Below are 14,925 nucleotides of genomic sequence, written 5' to 3' on the forward strand. Positions count from 1 at the left end.
GTCCTTTTATGCGCCCCGTTCCCGCTGTCTTCAGAGCTGCCGCGGCGCTGGTGCTGCTCTGCCTCGTGACTGCCGGATGCTCGGATTCGACCGACCCCGGACAGTCGAAGCCGCAGGCCAAGCCGTCGTCGAAGCCCGCCCAGGGGGCGGACGGCACGGCGTACTACCGGTGCCTGGAGGACCAGGGGATCCCGTTGGACACCACCGAGGACGGCGTGTTGCGGGTCCGCAAGGGCAAGGACAACAACGCGGCCATCCTGGCGGCGGAGAAGAAGTGTGTCCGTCTGCAACCCTCACCGACGGCAGATCCCGTGGCCGAGGAGGACATGGCCCGGGCGAAGAAGCTCAGCGCGTGCCTGAGGGAACACGGGGTCAAGGACTATCCGGACCCCGGTCCGGGCGGGGACGCGCCGCTCAGCAACGAGCTGGCCCACGCGATGAAGACGAACCCCGACTACCGCAAGGCGAACCGGGCGTGTGATCCCCGGGCCGAGGGCGACTCCGTGGCCGGCGGCTGACCTGTCCGGAGGGAGGCGGTGTCGATGAACGGCGAACCCGGCGAGAGCGATCGGAACGACGAGAGCAGCCACCTGGGCGGCGGGGGCGGCGACGAGCGCGACAGCGGACCGGCCCGGCGCCGTCGCTGGGTGGTCGCCGTAGCGCTCGCCGCCGTGCTGCTCGGGGTCGCCGGGGTCGGTGCGTCGATGGTCATCAAGTCACCGGCCCAGGCGGCGGCGGAGGCCCGCGCCCCGAAGGAGGACGTGCTGACCGCGGCGGTCGAGCGCCGGGTCCTGGTGTCCTCGGTGATCACGCGGGGGCAGGTGAGGGCGGGGCAGACCGTGAGCGTCTCCCCGCAGGTGTCGGGCGGCGACAAGGGGGCCGCGGGCGCGGTGATCACCAAGTTGCCGGTCAGGGCCCAGGACGTGCTGAGCAGCGGCCGGGTCCTGATGGAGGTCTCCGGCCGCCCCGTGTTCGTACTGCGCGGGAAACTGCCCGTCTACCGGGACCTGCGACCCGGCAGCGAGGGCGATGACGTCGGGCAGCTCCAGAAGGCGCTGCGGGAACTCGGGCACCCCACCGCACCCGACGCGGACGGCACCTTCGGCGCGGGCACCAAGACGGCGCTCGCCTCCTTCTACGCGTCCATCGGCTACGACCCGCTGCCCGCCCAGGACGACGCCGCCGAGGGGGTCGGGCCGGCCGGTCAGGCGGTGCGGTCGGCCGAGCGCGCACTGGAGGACGCCAGGGACGCGGCCAAGGACTCCGGCCCCGCCGCGAAGAACGAGAACGTGCCCGGTGACCCGCACAAGGCGGTGCGACGCGCCGAGGAGGATCTGGCCGACACGCGCGCCGCCTACGCCGAGGTGCAGGCGAAGTCGGGCCCGATGCTGCCCGCCGGCGAGGCGGTGTTCCTGGAGGGCTTTCCGGCCCGGGTGGACGCGGTGCAGGGCGTCGTGGGCGCCAAGGTGTCCGGGACGGCGATGACGCTGTCCTCGGGCCGGCTCGTCGTGCGGGCGTACGTCCCCGAGTACCAGAAGGGGCTGCTGCGCGCCGGCCAGCACGTGGAGGTCTACTCGGAGGCCACCGGGGTATCGGCGCGAGCCGAGGTCACCCGCGTCGCCGACACGCAGACCGCACCGGCCCCGGGCTCCGCCACGTCCGGGACGGACAGCGGCGGAGCCCCGGCGGCCGGCCCCGTCGGCTTCCTGGTGCAGATCACCCCGGACAAGGCGCTCGACGCCCGACTCGCGGGCCAGGACGTCCGTTTGACGATCGAAGCGGCCTCCACCGGCGGCAAGGCCCTGGTGGTTGCGGTCACCGCGATCACCGCGGGTGCGGACGGCAGGACGGTGGTGACCGTGCTCGCCGGATCCGGCGGCCGCGAACGCGTCGAGGTGCGTCCCGGCACGTCGGGCGACGGCTTCGTCGCGGTCGTACCCGTGGTGAAGGGCGCCCTGGGCGCGGGCGACAGGGTGATCACCGGGGTACGTAAGTGAGCGCGCCCGTCATCGAGTTCCGCCACGTCGCCCTGACCTACCCCGGATCGCCGCCGGTCGCCGCGTTCCGGCCCTGCGATCTGGTGATCGAGCGGGGCGAGTTCGTGACCGTCGTCGGCCCGTCCGGGTCGGGCAAGTCGACCTTCCTCAACATCGCCGGACTGCTGGATGCCCCGACCTCGGGGACGTATCTCCTGGACGGTCTGGACACCGGGGCGATGAAGGACGGCGACCGCACCGCACTGCGGGGCCGCCGGATCGGCTTCGTCTTCCAGTCCTTCCATCTGCTGCCGCACCGCAGCGCCCTGGAGAACGTCACACTGGCGATGGTCTACAGCGGCGTGACCCGCAAGGAGCGCCGGCGGCGGGCGAGGGAGGCGCTGGTACGGGTCGGGCTCCGGCACCGTATCGAGTCCCTGCCCACCCGGCTGTCCGGCGGGGAGCGGCAGCGGGTGGCGATCGCGCGGGTGCTGGTGGCCAGGCCCTCACTGCTGCTCTGCGACGAGCCGACCGGCAACCTCGACACGGCCAACGCGCAGTCGGTGCTCGGCCTGCTCGCGGAGCTGCACGCCGACGGCATGACGGTGCTGGTGATCACGCACGATCCGGAGGTGGCGGGCCGGGGCGCCCGTACGGTCACGATCCGCGACGGGGTGCTGCGTGAACGCGAGGGGGCGGAGCGGCGAGCCCCGGCGGACCGTGGACGCGAGGGGGCGGACCGGTGATCCGCGGCGGACCGTGGACGCGCCGGAACCGTTCGGTGGAGCCCTCGGTGTTCTCCTTCGGCGACCTGCTGGGCGAGTCGCTCGCCGGCATGCTCCAGCGCCCGGCCCGCTCCGCCCTGACGGCGCTCGGTACGGTCCTGGGCGTGGGCACGTTCGTGGCCGTCCTCGGGCTGACCGCCACGGCGTCCTCGCAGATCGATGCCCGCTTCAACTCGCTGAGCGCCACGGAGGTCTCGGTCCAGGACAAGGCCTCGGAGCAGAACGAGTTCGCGGCGCCCGCCTTTCCGCCGGACGCCGACGCACGGGTGGAAGGGCTGAACGGGGTCCGCAGCGCCGGGGTGTACTGGCCGGTGCGGCTGGCCGACGACGTCACCGTGCGCTCCGCCCCGGTGGGCGGTGCCCCGGACGGCGGGAGGACACAGGTGGTGGCCGCTTCCCCCGGTGTGCTGGAGGCGGCCGAACCCACGCTCTCCCAGGGCCGGATCTACGACGACCTCATGTCCCAGGACGGGGCGTACGTCGCGGTCATCGGGTCGGGCGTCGCGTCCCGGCTCGGGATCACCACGCTGGAGACCCGGCCCGCCGTCTTCGTCGGGGACCAGCCGTTCACCGTCACCGGGATCATCGACAACACCGAACGCAAGGCCGACCTGTTGCTGTCCGTGGTCGTGCCGCGCACCACGGCGGAGAAGATCTGGGGCCCGCCCGAGGGCGGCAGCGCGACGATGCTCGTCTCGACGGATCTGGGCGCCGCCCGGCAGGTCGCCAGGCTGGCCCCGACCGCGCTGCGGCCCGACCATCCCGAATACCTCAAGGCCCTGCCGCCGCCCGATCCCCGGATGCTCCGCTCCTCGGTCGGCGACGACCTGAACCAGCTGTTCCTGCTGCTGGCGGGCATCTGCCTGGTCATCGGCGCGGTCGGGATCGCCAACACCACCCTGGTGTCGGTCCTGGAACGCACCGGCGAGATCGGTCTGCGGCGCGCTCTCGGCGCGCGGGCCAGGCACATCACCCTCCAGTTCCTCGCCGAGTCCGGGGCCCTGGGGGCGCTGGGCGGCCTCGTCGGGACCTCCCTGGGTGTGGTCACGGTGGTCGGGGTGGCGGTGGCCCGTGACTAGACCCCGGTCGTGCACCCGGCCACCGCGGCGGCGGCCCCCGTGATCGGCCTGGTCACCGGAGTGCTGGCCGGGCTCTATCCGGCGTGGCGGGCATCGCGCGTGCAGCCCGCCGAGGCGCTGCGCCGCTGACCGCCGGCGCCCGGTCACCGGACGGCGGGCCCGCCCCACCGCTTCCCGGGCGGACTGCTTGAATGGGAGACGTGACCCGAGCCTCCCTGGACAAGCAGCCGCACGAAGTCGCCTCGATGTTCGACGACGTGGCGGCGAACTACGACCTCACCAACGACGTGCTCTCGCTCGGCCAGGCCCGGCTGTGGCGCAAGGAGGTCGCCAAGGCGGTCCACGCCCGGCCTGCGGAGAAGGTCCTCGACCTGGCAGCCGGGACCGCGACGTCCTCGCTGCCGTTCGCCGCGACCGGGGCGTACGTCGTGCCGTGCGACTTCTCCATCGGCATGCTCCAGGAGGGCAAGAAGCGCAACTCCTGGCTGCCGTTCACCGCGGGCGACGCGACGCGGCTGCCGTTCCGGGACGAGACGTTCGACGCGGTGACGATCTCCTTCGGGCTGCGCAACGTCCAGGACACGGACGCGGCACTGAGCGAGCTGTACCGGGTGACCAAGCCGGGCGGCCGGGTCGTCATCTGCGAGTTCTCCCAGCCCGTCTGGACACCGTTCCGGACCGTCTACACCGAGTACCTGATGCGGGCGCTGCCGCCGGTGGCGCGCGCGGTGTCGTCCAACCCCGACGCGTACGTCTACCTCGCCGAGTCGATCCGCGCCTGGCCCGACCAGGCCGGGCTCGCCGCCAGGCTCCAGCGGGCCGGCTGGTCGGACGTCGCCTGGCGCAACCTCACTGGCGGCGTGGTCGCGCTGCACCGGGGCGTCCGCGCCTGACGGGCGGCAGGTGCCCGCCGGTCCGTCACCGGCCCCGCGCCCGCCCGGCCCCCGCGCCACGGCAGGCGGTTCACCGGCTCACCGGCCCGGCTCCAGTTCCAGCCGGAAGCACCGCACCGGCTGCCCCGACCGGGGCTCCGTGAAGCTCTCGGCCGCCTCCATGCCGAGTCGCCGGGCCACCGCGGCCGACCGCTCGTTCCGCTCGTCGACCGCCGCCACCACCCGCTCCACCCCGGCCGCGCGCAACCGCTCCAGCGTGAGGCGGGCGGCCGCCGTCACGTAACCCCGGCCCCACGCCGGACGGGCCAGCCGCCAGCCGATCTCGATCTCGCCGACCGGCCCGTACGCGCTCTGCGACCAGGGCTGCGCACCGGTGAAGCCGACGAACCCGCCGTCCTCGTCGAGCACGCTCCAGAGGCAGAAGCCGCGTTCGGCGTCCAGGCGGCGCTGCCTGGCGGTCCACTCGTCGTACAGGGACAGCTCGGACGGGCGGCCGCCGAGGAACGCCATGACCTCGGGGTCCGCGAAGGCGCGGTGCCAGGCCACCGCGTCCTCGTCGGTCGGGACACGCAGCTGAACGACAGGGAGTGCGCGGGGCGCGATCGACATGGGGGAGCCCTTCGGGAGGTTGATCAGCAGGCCCCCATAGACTGCACGGGACATGTGCCGCGCGGCACGCGATTTCGAGTCTTCGGGAGATCCGACCGTGACCGAGCCCCTCTCCGAACACAGCGCGGATGTGATCGTCGTCGGGGCAGGCCCAGCCGGCTCCACGACCGCGTACTACCTCGCCAAGGCGGGCCTGGACGTCCTCCTCCTGGAGAAGACCGCCTTCCCCCGCGAGAAGGTCTGCGGCGACGGCCTTACCCCGCGTGCCACCAAGCAGCTCGTCTCCATGGGCATCGACATCTCCGAAGAGGCGGGCTGGCTCCGCAACAAGGGCCTGCGCATCATCGGCGGCGGTGTCCGGCTCCAGCTGGACTGGCCGGATCTGGCCTCCTACCCGGACTACGGGCTGGTCCGCAAGCGCGACGACTTCGACGAGCAGCTGGCCCGCCAGGCGCAGAAGGGCGGCGCGCGGCTGTACGAGCGCTGCAACGTCGGCGCCCCGATCACCGACCCCCGCACCGGCCGGATCACCGGCGTGCACGCGAAGCTCGGCGAGGAGAAGACCCCGGTCACCTTCCACGCCCCCCTCGTCGTCGCCGCCGACGGCAACTCCACCCGGCTCTCCCTCGCGATGGGCCTGCACCGCCGCGAGGACCGCCCGATGGGCGTCGCGGTCCGCACGTACTTCACCTCGCCCCGCCACGACGACGACTACCTGGAGTCCTGGCTGGAACTCTGGGACCGCCGGGGCGCCGAGGACCGGCTGCTGCCCGGTTACGGCTGGATCTTCGGCATGGGCGACGGCACCTCCAACGTCGGCCTCGGCATCCTCAACTCCTCCGCCGCCTTCAAGGAGCTGGACTGGCGCGAGGTACTCAAGGCCTGGTGCGCGTCCATGCCCGAGGACTGGGGCTACACCCCGGACAACATGACGATGCCGATCCGCGGCGCCGCCCTCCCGATGGCCTTCAACCGCCAGCCGCACTACACCAAGGGCCTGCTGCTCGTCGGTGACGCGGGCGGCATGGTCAACCCGTTCAACGGCGAAGGCATCGCGTACGCCATGGAGTCGGGCCAGATCGCCGCCGACGTCATCGTCCAGGCCCACGCCCGCTCCACCCCGGCCCAGCGCGAACTGGCCCTGAACAACTACCCGAAGGTGCTCAAGGAGACCTACGGCGGCTACTACACGATGGGCCGCGCCTTCGTGAAGCTGATCGGCAACCCGAAGGTCATGAAGATCGCCACCCAGCGCGGCCTGACCCACCCGCTGCTGATGAAGTTCACCCTCAAGATGCTCGCCAACCTCACCGACCCGACGGGCGGCGACGCGATGGACCGCATCATCAACGGCCTGACGAAGGTGGCGCCGCGTTCGTGACCGGTGGCTTCGTTGATCTCTCGGAAGAGCGTCTGCCGACTGGTTTCGGAGTCATTGCTGATCAGTGGGGCCGCGCACGTCGATGAGAAGTGACGGCCCTGCTGTCTCAGTCCACGAGTCCCACCTTTCGGGCAAGTGACCGGCGGGCGTGCCCCCAGGGGCTCGGCGTCGGATTTCCGCCAGCACGTCGTCTTTGGTACTCCTACGCTGCGGTCATGTCATACCGCTTCGACGGCATCATCGACCGCTATCTGCTCTCCGGTTCCGAGTTCACCCGCAGGCTGCGCGCAGTACGGCCCGAACAGTGGACGGCCCCCACCCCCTGCGCGGAGTGGGACGTACGCCACCTCGTCAACCACATGGCTCGGGGAAACCTCAGCTACGTCTCCCTGCTGGAGGGCGGCACGGCCGCCGACTTCCTCCGGCTCCGGGACGAGGACGCCCTGGGCGGAGATCCGGTGGGCGCCCACATCCGGTCGGTGCGGGAGTGCGCCGAGGCGTTCCGGAGGCCAGGGGCCCTCCAGCAGATCCTGGACCACCCCCTCGGCCCGGTGACCGGAGGACAAGCCCTGGCCGTGCGCACCACGGACGCCACCATTCACACCTGGGACCTGGCCCGAGCCGTCAAGGCTCCCGAGAAGCTCGCTCCGGAGCTCGTCGCCTGGATCGAAGACCACCTCGCCGAAATCTACGCCGGCTTGGCGGAGTCACCTGTCTCCACCGAAACCACCCGCCGCTTCTTCGCCGCCCCCGGGGCCCCACGCGTGGGCGGGGAGGCCCGGCAGGCCCGGTTGCTGCGGCTGATGGGCCGCTGAGCGGAGGGAGGGGCGGGAGTTGAAGCAGAACAGCGACTACCGCACCACCTACGCGCACTTCGCCAGTACGGCGCCGCACGACTGCCAGGCCCAGCCACGGGCGTCGTGTACATAGTCTCGTTCATGATGCGGTCACCCTGGCCAAGGGGCAGCTCACCAGTAGCACGCGCCACGTAGACGGAGCCGCGTACACGACCGCGGCCGCTGAGCAGTCGCCCTGCCTCCACTGCGCCGACGCCATCCACCCCGTATGTGGCTTGCGGCCGCCGGTTCGGCGGTCGGAGCGGATCCTCTTCTGTTCGGCGCCCCATGCGTTGCCGCTGCGAATGTTGCCGATGTATCGTAGCTATGTACATCATGGACTCGTGTGAGGGAGGCTGATATGTCTGTGACCCAGGTCGATCTCGATGACGAGGCGCTTGCCGAGGCGATGCGTCTCATGGGTGCCTCGACGAAAAAGGAGACAGTCAACGGGGCCCTACGGGACTATGTGGCGCGCATCAAGCGGCTGGAGGCTGCCGAGAAGCTTGCCGCGAGGGGTGAGCGCGGCGAGTTCGAGGCTGCGGCTGCGGCGCATACGGCGGCCAAGCAGGCCCGGCGGGCGGCCTTCGAGTGATCACATACCTCCTCGACGCGTCCGCCCTCTGGCACCTTTTCCGTACGCCGGGGGCGTTGCGTTCCTGGGAGGGGCACGTCGCCGCTGGTGTGTTCCATATCTGCGAGCCCACGAGGGCGGAGTTCCTCTACTCGGCGACCAGCCCGGCTCATCGCGATGAGCTGGCTGAAGAGCTGGATGACCTGTGCCGGTTCTCGCCGGTACCCAAGAACGCATGGCGCTGGGTCGACACCGCGCAGTACAAACTCACCCAGCGGGGGCAGCACCGCGCTGCCGGTGCCATCGATCTGCTGGTGTGCGCGACGGGCGTCCATCACGGTCACACGGTGCTTCACGTGGACAACGACTTCGCGACGGTGTCTGCCGTTCTCAACGAAGTGCAGCAGAGGGACGTACGCGCCTGACGTCCGTCGATCCGGGGTGTGTCTCAGCGCCGGGTGAGCACGATGGCCAGGCGCTCCCGAAGGCTGTCTGTGTGGATGGAGGCCGCCTCGCACGCAGAGACCTGGGATGCCGCGGTCAGGGTCACCGGGCTTCTGATCCGGCGGCGTGAATCAGGTCGCCGCAAGGGGGAGTTGCGGGCTCCGCCGCTACAACGCCCGGCATGGTCGCCGGTGCCGGCCCTGATGTCTGTTACTGGGCCCGACAGTTGGTCCCGACAGGCAACCGCGATGCACAGAATGCCGGCAGGCGCGGGTGCCGCCGGCACTCAGGCGGCGGCGGGTGCGTTGACCGGCGTGGGGTTCTTGAAGTCGGTGAGCGTGATCGTCGCTTCGATGTCGGGGTTGGACGCGAAGTGGATCTGCTGGCGTACGCGTACGACTCGGCCCTCGTCGTCGATCCACGCGTCTGCGTCGATTGTGGTGGCGGGCCGCAGGTTGCGCCCGACGGCCCTGTCCACTGATTCGACGTCCTTCGGGGTGAGGCGGGCCGATACGCGTACAGGTTCGCTGTCCTGGTGCACAGAGGCTCGGTGACCGAGCATGAGCCGCACGTACTGCGGGAGCCGGTCCGTGGGTATACCCCCCTTCGCCGCCGACGCGGGGAACTCCTGCCATGGCCCGTGAGCTTTGGTGGCGCGCCGGTACACCTTCTGCCGGGTGATCACGACGTCTTCGGTGTACTGCTCGGTCGTGTCTGTCGTCCGCCCAGTGAAGGGCGCGTTGAGGTTGACGCGCCCCTCCATGAGCTGAAGCCGTCTGGACCCCGACTGCGTGATCGCTCTGAGCTCGGCCGAGTACGGGGCGTCGCCGGCTGCGGCCAGCCGATCGCGGACTACCTGAGGGCCGCTCTCAGGTGCGGGCGGGCTTGAGGAGCATGCGGAAAGCGAGAGCATCAGCCCCGAGACCACCAGAGTGAGGGGCGCTGTCCGGCCATTGAGCACAGCGAATCCTCTGAGTGCCGAGCCCGCGCAGGAAGTGCCCCGGGCCACAGGTGGATGGTGGGCTCATCCTGTCCGACCTCGGAGACCAGGTGGGTTCACGGGGGAGACGGCGTGATCAAGAGTGCGTCGGACAGTTACGGAATTGCCTTCTCCAACCGCACAACCATCCGGCTTGAATCGCCGCCGTTGAGTGGTCGTCCATCGGTTGGCCTGTGCGGTTGGGCGGGTCGGCAAGCACGCTCCGACGAGGTCGGGCAGTGCGCTCCGAGGCCATATGGCGTGCTCAGTCACAGTTGACGCCGAGCGCCCGAACCGAGGTCTATCGTGGGCGCTATGCCCGCCTCTGAACTGAATCTGATCCGCATCGTGTCCCGCGATTCGCCCATGGCCCTTGCCCAGGTGGAGCGTGTACGCGCGCTGCTGGCCGCCCGCTACCCGGACACCGCCACCGAGGTCGTCCCGGTCAAAACGACCGGCGACAAGTGGATGGGCGACCTCGCGGCGGTCGAGGGCAAGGGCGCGTTCACGAAGGAGGTCGACCAGGCGCTCCTCGCGGGCGAGGCGGACCTCGCGGTGCACTGCGTCAAGGACATCCCCGCCGACCGGCCGCTGCCCGCCGGTACGACGTTCGCCGCGTTCCTCGCCCGGGACGACATCCGGGACGCGCTCATCCACCCGGGCGGCCTCCGCCTCGACGAGTTGCCGGCCGGTACCCGCGTCGGCACCTCGTCCGTGCGGCGCGTCGCCCAACTGGCCGCCTCGCACCCGCACCTGGACTGCGTACCGATGCGCGGCAACGCCAACCGCCGCCTGGAGAAGCTCGCCGCCGGCGAGGCCGACGCGCTGCTCCTGGCGCTCTCCGGGCTCGAACGCATCGGCCGCACCGATGTGATCACCGAGGTGCTGTCGCCCGAGACGATGTGCCCGCCCATCGGCGCGGGAGTCCTCGCCCTGCAGTGCCGCGAGGGCGACACCGCACTCATCGACGTGATCAGCGAGCTCGGGGACGCCTCCACCCACCGCGAGACCACCGCCGAGCGCATGCTGCTCCACGTCCTCCAGGGCCACTGCAACAGCCCGATCGCCGGGTACGCCCAGGTCGAGGGCAGCGGCGAACTCTCGCTCCGGGCCAAGGTGTTCACCCCCGACGGCAAGACCGTCCTCAACGCCCACGAGTGGGCGGGTCCCCTCGACCCCGCGACCCTCGGCACCTCCGTCGCCGTCAGTCTGCTGCGCCAGGGCGCGCGTGAGCTGATCGACGGCATCGCGCACTGAAAAACCCGCGCGCGGACGTCGGGGGCGTGAGTGTCAGGTGGGGGCGGGGTGTACGCGCCACTCGCTCGACGCCTCATGAGCGCCTCGGACGCCTGGATCACAAAGTCTGGATCACGAAGTCGCACCGGAGCACTGAACGGCATTGCGGCGGCCGCGCATCGTCAGGGGGAGCTGTGCGGTGGTGGCGCCGCCCTCCTCGGTGCGGTGTCGGCCCAGGTGGGCGTGGACGGTCTTCCCCCGACCCGGGCCGGGGACAGTGGTCACGGATTCGCTGAGATGGCGGACCATGTGCCACCCGAAGCCGCCCGTGCCGCCGCTCAGGTCAGGGGTCCGTTCGTGCGGGAGTACGGAGCTGGGGTCGCTGACCGCCACGTGTACCGATTCGTCGGTGGCGTCGAGCCGGAGGGTGTATCGGCCGCCCCCGTGGCGCACCGCGTTGGTGGCGAGTTCGGACACCACCAGGGCGAGGGTATCCGCCGCTTCGGCTTCCAGGGCCGGGTCCAGGCTGCGCGCGAAGGCGCGGCTGGCATCGCGGGCGCGAGCCACGCCGGCCGGGCTGTCGTCCTCGATGACCAGGGCTTCGGGCGCTGCCGCGCCGGTCGTCGCCGTGCTGTTCATGCGCGATCACCCCACTGCGTCGGTTGTTCCGCTGACAGGTTCGCGTGCCCGGCCCATCGGTCTTCATGCCCACAGCGGAGCAATTTCCCTCACATGGGTGCAGCAGGAAGAAGCCGACTGCACAGCGAAGGAAAACTGTCATGGAGAGAGTAGACATCCGGCTTTCGACGTGAGTAGTGTCTTCCTCGTAACCAAGACGGCAAGGACGGCACGGCAGACACGAACTGCCGTGCGTGCAGGATCAGAACAGGATGCGGAACGGCGGTGGAGTGGCGGAGCCGGGTGTGGTGGGCTCCCTCGCTGGCAGCCGGGCCGAGCGGCCCCAGGGGTCGCGAGCAGTACCCGCAGTAACGACCGATATTTCGAACGAGGTAAGGAGCAGACACCATCAGGATCGCCCGGGCGAGGAGAAGCGCCGCTCGGGTACCGCAGGCCCCGGAACGGAAGGTGGTCCCCGGTCACGCATATGCGATCTCCGCACCTCTGCCCTCCCAGGCGGACAAGCGGAACAAGAAGGCCGGCGCAGTCAGCCGGTAGATGGTGTTGAAAGCTCGGGGCCCGGGTGCCGCAAGGCACTCGGGCCCCTCGATCGTGTCCCCGAAAGATGAGGTGCTATGCCCCCTCGGAGTCCCCGTTCCACCGACATCCTTGACGATGACGACTACCCCGCCTACACCATGGGCCGGGCCGCCGAAATGCTCGGCACCACCCCCGCCTTCCTTCGCGCCCTCGGCGAGAACCGGCTGATCACCCCCTTGCGCTCGGACGGCGGCCACCGCCGGTACTCCCGCTACCAGCTGCGCATCGCCGCACGGGCCCGTGAACTCGTCGACCAGGGCACGAAGATCGAAGACGCCTGCCGCATCGTGATCCTTGAGGACCAGCTCGAAGAGGCCCAGCGCATCAACGCCGAATACCGCCGCTCGGCCGAGTCGGGGGACCCGCAGGCGACGGCTACCCGCTGAGGCCCTGCCCGGCGCCCGGGGCGAGGATCTGTCGTGGGCGACGTGTACGGGGCCGGCCTGCGAGCCGTCGGTGCGGAAGCGATCGACGCGCCTGGCCGGCCCCGTATCAGTGGGCTCTCGGTGGAGGCCCCGAAGGCGTGAGCGCCAGGTGGAGCAGGGGGCGTACGTGCCACTCGATGTGGCGCCCCTTGCGGAGCAGGAGCGTGAACCCGCACGGCTCCCCGCGGTGGAGTGCGCCGAGCGCCTGTACCCAGCCGCCCTGATCCGCCCAGTAGAGCGCCCGCGCCGCTTCGCGCGGGGTCAGCCCCAGCACGTGGCTCGCGCGGAGCTGGACGCGGATGGCGCGGATCGCCTCACGTGGGCCGGGCAGGACGCGCAGGTCGACCGGTTCCGGGACGAAGCCGGTCGCGGGCCCGTACCGGAGCACTTCGAACCGGAAGCCGCGTTCGACGCGGGCCTCTACGGAGGTGGGGCGGGGGGACGTACGCATGGTCGACCGTCCGATCACAGCGTGGGGTGCGCGCGGCCTGCAACTAGGCTGTAGGCAGGGGGAGTTACGGCGCCTCCTGGCGCGGTCGAGTGATGCGCTCGACCGGGGTGGCGACGTACGGTGACCGTAGCGTCACTGTTGCGTGCGGCGCAACAGTGGGACGTCCCAAAGTTGTGCCGCAGCATGCGAAACGCCCTCCACCTGGAGTGCAGGCGGAAGGCGTTCGGCTGAGTTGGTCAGATCAGGTGGTCGAACTCGCCGGCTTTGACGCCCAGGACGAAGGCACGGAGCTTGGCGACACTCGTCGTGACGACCAGGTCGGGGTCGTCGCTCTCGCGCATCTTGATCGCGCCGTCCACGGGGGCCAGCTCGATGCAGCTCTGGTTATTGTCCGCTCCCGAGAATGACGACTTCTGCCAGTTGATTGCGTCGGTCATGTCGCTTCGACTCACATTTCGTGTGCGATGAGTTGGATGAACTGAGCCGACTCCTCCGGGCCGAGGGAGATCGACTCGATGGAATCAAGCAGTTCTCGGTATCTGGCGAGCTGGGCTTCGGCGTCCAGGAACCCGGCGTCGAAGGCGCTGTCGATCTGCACGGTGTCGAGCGCCGGAATGCTGGCCCCGGCGTACAGCATCGAATGCGCCGAACCGGTGATCTGCGCCGCGAACGGGATGACACGGATTGTCACGGATGGCCAGGTGGAAGCCTCGTGAAGGAAGTTGAGCTGTTCGCGCATGATGCCGGTGCCGCAGTAGCGCATGCGGAGCGCGGCCTCGTGAACGAATGCCTCGAATGAGGTCGGGGCGGGCCGATCGAAGATATCCCGACGTCGCGCGCGGTGCTCGACACGAGCGTTTAGCTCTGCGGTCGGAAGGTCGGATACGCCACTCCGGATCAGATCCCGTGCGTACGCCTCTGTCTGGAAGATTCCCGGAATGTTCAGCATCTGAATGGCGCGGATGTACGTGGCGCGGTGCTCCAGCTCGGCCAGGTCCAGGAATCCCGGCGAGAGCATTCCGCGGTAGTCGTCCCACCATCCCTTCGTGCGTTCCTCGGCCATGCTCGCGAGTGCGTCCACCAGGTGCTTGTCACCGGCCGAGTAATGGGCGGCCAGGCGACGTACACGCTGGTCGCTCACGCCGTAGCGGCCGGATTCGATGTGGCTGATCTGCGCGCGCTCGCCACCCAGGAACGCGGCGGCCTCGCTCCCGGACATCCCGGCGCGCTCGCGCAGCTTGCGTAGCTCCGCGCCCAATCGCTTCTGCCTGGCGGTCGGGTAGCTCCTTGGCGGCATCGGCCCTCCCTTTCGTGCGGGTACGAGTGTGCCGCGCCACTGTGCCACTGGTCCACTCGTATGGGTGCTACGGCCGTCCCACTGTTGCGCCGTCCCAATGTTGTGCCCTAGCGTCCGACGGTATCGACCGGTAACGGCTCGGTGCTCCGAAGTGCAGCCACCCGCAATCGAGTTGACCTCGTACGGGTCCCGGCCGATGCCACGGTCCACCGGAACGGTCCGGCGACGTACCGGAGACCCGCACCCGTAGGGAGACCGCGCCATGACCCCCGTAACCGTTCCGCCCCCGCCCGCCCCGTACCTCCCGCAGCGCGGCGAGCGCTACCGGCTCGTCGCGCCGAACACCCCCACCGCGCCCCGCGTCGCGCGGGACTTCGTGGGCGCGCTGCTGCGGACCACCGAGCACCCCGGGCTGGCCGACGACGCCCGGTTGTGCGTGAGCGAGGTGGTGTCCAACGCGCACTGCCATACGCGGTCGGCCCGCATCCGGGTCGATGTGACGGTGAACCGGCGTCAGGTGATGGTCTACGTGACCGACGACGAACCGGCCCGGCTGCCGAAGCCGGGCGCCGCGCCACACGCGGAGAGCGCAGGGAGCGCGGAGAGCGGGCGCGGGCTCGTCATCGTGGAGAGCCTGACCGATCGGTGGGGGACCACGACGCGCGGCGGGCGGGTGCGGAACGCCAAGACCGTCTGGTTCGTGCTCGTGGAGCACGCGGCGGTCGTGGGCGCGCGGAGCTGA

The 14,925-nt window shown here is 70.5% G+C and carries 17 protein-coding genes and 1 pseudogene; 12 read left to right on the plus strand and 6 right to left on the minus strand.

Translation table 11 applies throughout. The annotated features are described in order from the left end of the window. Positions 1-8: 8 nt before the first annotated feature. The 5 genes and pseudogenes from ACGFU6_RS19810 (at position 9) to ACGFU6_RS19830 (ending at position 4,733) form a co-directional block, all read left to right on the plus strand. Positions 9-518, plus strand: coding sequence for a hypothetical protein (locus ACGFU6_RS19810; RefSeq protein ID WP_393612395.1), 510 nt, complete (start codon positions 9-11; stop codon positions 516-518). 24 nt (positions 519-542) lie between these two features. Further along, positions 543-1,997 carry a peptidoglycan-binding protein gene (locus ACGFU6_RS19815; protein WP_393612396.1) on the plus strand — a complete coding sequence of 485 codons (1,455 nt, stop codon included), beginning with the start codon at positions 543-545 and terminating at the stop codon, positions 1,995-1,997. Beyond that, positions 1,994-2,722: an ABC transporter ATP-binding protein gene (locus ACGFU6_RS19820; RefSeq protein ID WP_393612397.1), complete on the plus strand. Its 729-nt coding sequence runs from the start codon at positions 1,994-1,996 to the stop codon at positions 2,720-2,722. The genes ACGFU6_RS19815 and ACGFU6_RS19820 overlap by 4 nt, the downstream gene beginning before the upstream one ends. Then, positions 2,719-3,969 (plus strand): annotated as a pseudogene (locus ACGFU6_RS19825) (ABC transporter permease). The gene ACGFU6_RS19820 and the pseudogene ACGFU6_RS19825 overlap by 4 nt, the downstream one beginning before the upstream one ends. A gap of 71 nt (positions 3,970-4,040) precedes the next feature. Further along, entirely contained in the window at positions 4,041-4,733 is a 693-nt protein-coding gene (locus tag ACGFU6_RS19830) for a demethylmenaquinone methyltransferase (RefSeq protein WP_123527617.1), read from the plus strand. A gap of 78 nt (positions 4,734-4,811) precedes the next feature. Here the strand turns inward: ACGFU6_RS19830 and ACGFU6_RS19835 are convergent, their stop codons facing one another. Further along, a complete protein-coding gene (locus ACGFU6_RS19835; protein WP_393612399.1) occupies positions 4,812-5,342 on the minus strand; it encodes a GNAT family N-acetyltransferase in 531 nt (176 codons plus the stop codon). Positions 5,343-5,439: 97 nt separating this feature from the next. Here ACGFU6_RS19835 and ACGFU6_RS19840 point away from each other — a divergent pair, with 97 nt between their 5' ends. The 4 genes from ACGFU6_RS19840 (at position 5,440) to ACGFU6_RS19855 (ending at position 8,558) form a co-directional block, all read left to right on the plus strand. Continuing rightward, a complete protein-coding gene (locus tag ACGFU6_RS19840) occupies positions 5,440-6,723 on the plus strand; it encodes a geranylgeranyl reductase family protein (RefSeq protein WP_393612401.1) in 1,284 nt (427 codons plus the stop codon). Between the two features lie 215 nt (positions 6,724-6,938). Beyond that, positions 6,939-7,538, plus strand: a complete 600-nt coding sequence (locus tag ACGFU6_RS19845; protein WP_393612403.1) for a TIGR03086 family metal-binding protein — start codon at positions 6,939-6,941, stop codon at positions 7,536-7,538. Between the two features lie 382 nt (positions 7,539-7,920). After that, on the plus strand, positions 7,921-8,154 hold the full coding sequence (locus ACGFU6_RS19850) for a type II toxin-antitoxin system VapB family antitoxin (protein ID WP_393612405.1): 234 nt from the start codon (positions 7,921-7,923) through the stop codon (positions 8,152-8,154). Continuing rightward, positions 8,151-8,558, plus strand: a complete 408-nt coding sequence (locus ACGFU6_RS19855) for a PIN domain nuclease (RefSeq protein ID WP_393612407.1) — start codon at positions 8,151-8,153, stop codon at positions 8,556-8,558. Before ACGFU6_RS19850 ends, ACGFU6_RS19855 begins: the two co-directional genes overlap by 4 nt. A 305-nt stretch (positions 8,559-8,863) precedes the next feature. On the opposite strand, the gene ACGFU6_RS19860 is transcribed toward ACGFU6_RS19855, so the two are convergent. Further along, positions 8,864-9,340 (minus strand): hypothetical protein, encoded by a 477-nt coding sequence (locus ACGFU6_RS19860; RefSeq protein ID WP_393612408.1) that lies wholly within the window; start codon positions 9,338-9,340, stop codon positions 8,864-8,866. A gap of 531 nt (positions 9,341-9,871) precedes the next feature. Between ACGFU6_RS19860 and hemC the strand changes: the two genes are divergently transcribed. Further along, positions 9,872-10,813, plus strand: a complete 942-nt coding sequence (hemC, locus tag ACGFU6_RS19865) for a hydroxymethylbilane synthase (protein ID WP_393612410.1) — start codon at positions 9,872-9,874, stop codon at positions 10,811-10,813. A 111-nt stretch (positions 10,814-10,924) separates the two neighbouring features. On the opposite strand, the gene ACGFU6_RS19870 is transcribed toward hemC, so the two are convergent. Next, positions 10,925-11,431, minus strand: coding sequence for an ATP-binding protein (locus ACGFU6_RS19870; protein WP_393612412.1), 507 nt, complete (start codon positions 11,429-11,431; stop codon positions 10,925-10,927). A 614-nt stretch (positions 11,432-12,045) separates the two neighbouring features. Here ACGFU6_RS19870 and ACGFU6_RS19875 point away from each other — a divergent pair. Then, positions 12,046-12,396 (plus strand): MerR family transcriptional regulator, encoded by a 351-nt coding sequence (locus ACGFU6_RS19875; protein WP_393612414.1) that lies wholly within the window; start codon positions 12,046-12,048, stop codon positions 12,394-12,396. A gap of 106 nt (positions 12,397-12,502) precedes the next feature. Here ACGFU6_RS19875 and ACGFU6_RS19880 read toward each other — a convergent pair whose 3' ends face one another. From ACGFU6_RS19880 to ACGFU6_RS19890, 3 genes are all read right to left on the minus strand, one after another. Next, the gene (locus tag ACGFU6_RS19880; protein ID WP_393612415.1) at positions 12,503-12,886 is read right to left on the minus strand and encodes a hypothetical protein; all 384 of its coding nucleotides are present in this window, start codon (positions 12,884-12,886) and stop codon (positions 12,503-12,505) included. A gap of 236 nt (positions 12,887-13,122) precedes the next feature. Continuing rightward, complete coding sequence (locus tag ACGFU6_RS19885) at positions 13,123-13,323, minus strand: DUF397 domain-containing protein (protein ID WP_123524262.1); 201 nt, start codon at positions 13,321-13,323, stop codon at positions 13,123-13,125. 11 nt (positions 13,324-13,334) lie between these two features. Then, a complete protein-coding gene (locus ACGFU6_RS19890; protein ID WP_393612418.1) occupies positions 13,335-14,183 on the minus strand; it encodes a helix-turn-helix domain-containing protein in 849 nt (282 codons plus the stop codon). Positions 14,184-14,445: 262 nt separating this feature from the next. Here ACGFU6_RS19890 and ACGFU6_RS19895 point away from each other — a divergent pair, with 262 nt between their 5' ends. Next, positions 14,446-14,925 (plus strand): ATP-binding protein, encoded by a 480-nt coding sequence (locus tag ACGFU6_RS19895; RefSeq protein ID WP_393612420.1) that lies wholly within the window; start codon positions 14,446-14,448, stop codon positions 14,923-14,925.

This window comes from Streptomyces sp. NPDC048462, from assembly GCF_043200175.1.
Taxonomy (GTDB): domain Bacteria; phylum Actinomycetota; class Actinomycetes; order Streptomycetales; family Streptomycetaceae; genus Streptomyces.

What these genes read in the sequence shown, in the direction of transcription:
- ACGFU6_RS19845 (WP_393612403.1), top strand. Translation starts at nt 6,939, where the DNA reads ATGTCATACCGCTTCGACGGCATCATCGACCGCTATCTGCTCTCCGGT.
- ACGFU6_RS19810 (WP_393612395.1), top strand. Translation starts at nt 9, where the DNA reads ATGCGCCCCGTTCCCGCTGTCTTCAGAGCTGCCGCGGCGCTGGTGCTG.
- ACGFU6_RS19850 (WP_393612405.1), top strand. Translation starts at nt 7,921, where the DNA reads ATGTCTGTGACCCAGGTCGATCTCGATGACGAGGCGCTTGCCGAGGCG.
- ACGFU6_RS19870 (WP_393612412.1), bottom strand. Translation starts at nt 11,431, where the DNA reads ATGAACAGCACGGCGACGACCGGCGCGGCAGCGCCCGAAGCCCTGGTC.
- ACGFU6_RS19885 (WP_123524262.1), bottom strand. Translation starts at nt 13,323, where the DNA reads ATGACCGACGCAATCAACTGGCAGAAGTCGTCATTCTCGGGAGCGGAC.
- hemC (WP_393612410.1), top strand. Translation starts at nt 9,872, where the DNA reads ATGCCCGCCTCTGAACTGAATCTGATCCGCATCGTGTCCCGCGATTCG.
- ACGFU6_RS19835 (WP_393612399.1), bottom strand. Translation starts at nt 5,342, where the DNA reads ATGTCGATCGCGCCCCGCGCACTCCCTGTCGTTCAGCTGCGTGTCCCG.
- ACGFU6_RS19860 (WP_393612408.1), bottom strand. Translation starts at nt 9,340, where the DNA reads ATGGAGGGGCGCGTCAACCTCAACGCGCCCTTCACTGGGCGGACGACA.
- ACGFU6_RS19890 (WP_393612418.1), bottom strand. Translation starts at nt 14,183, where the DNA reads ATGCCGCCAAGGAGCTACCCGACCGCCAGGCAGAAGCGATTGGGCGCG.
- ACGFU6_RS19880 (WP_393612415.1), bottom strand. Translation starts at nt 12,886, where the DNA reads ATGCGTACGTCCCCCCGCCCCACCTCCGTAGAGGCCCGCGTCGAACGC.
- ACGFU6_RS19815 (WP_393612396.1), top strand. Translation starts at nt 543, where the DNA reads ATGAACGGCGAACCCGGCGAGAGCGATCGGAACGACGAGAGCAGCCAC.
- ACGFU6_RS19875 (WP_393612414.1), top strand. Translation starts at nt 12,046, where the DNA reads ATGCCCCCTCGGAGTCCCCGTTCCACCGACATCCTTGACGATGACGAC.
- ACGFU6_RS19895 (WP_393612420.1), top strand. Translation starts at nt 14,446, where the DNA reads ATGACCCCCGTAACCGTTCCGCCCCCGCCCGCCCCGTACCTCCCGCAG.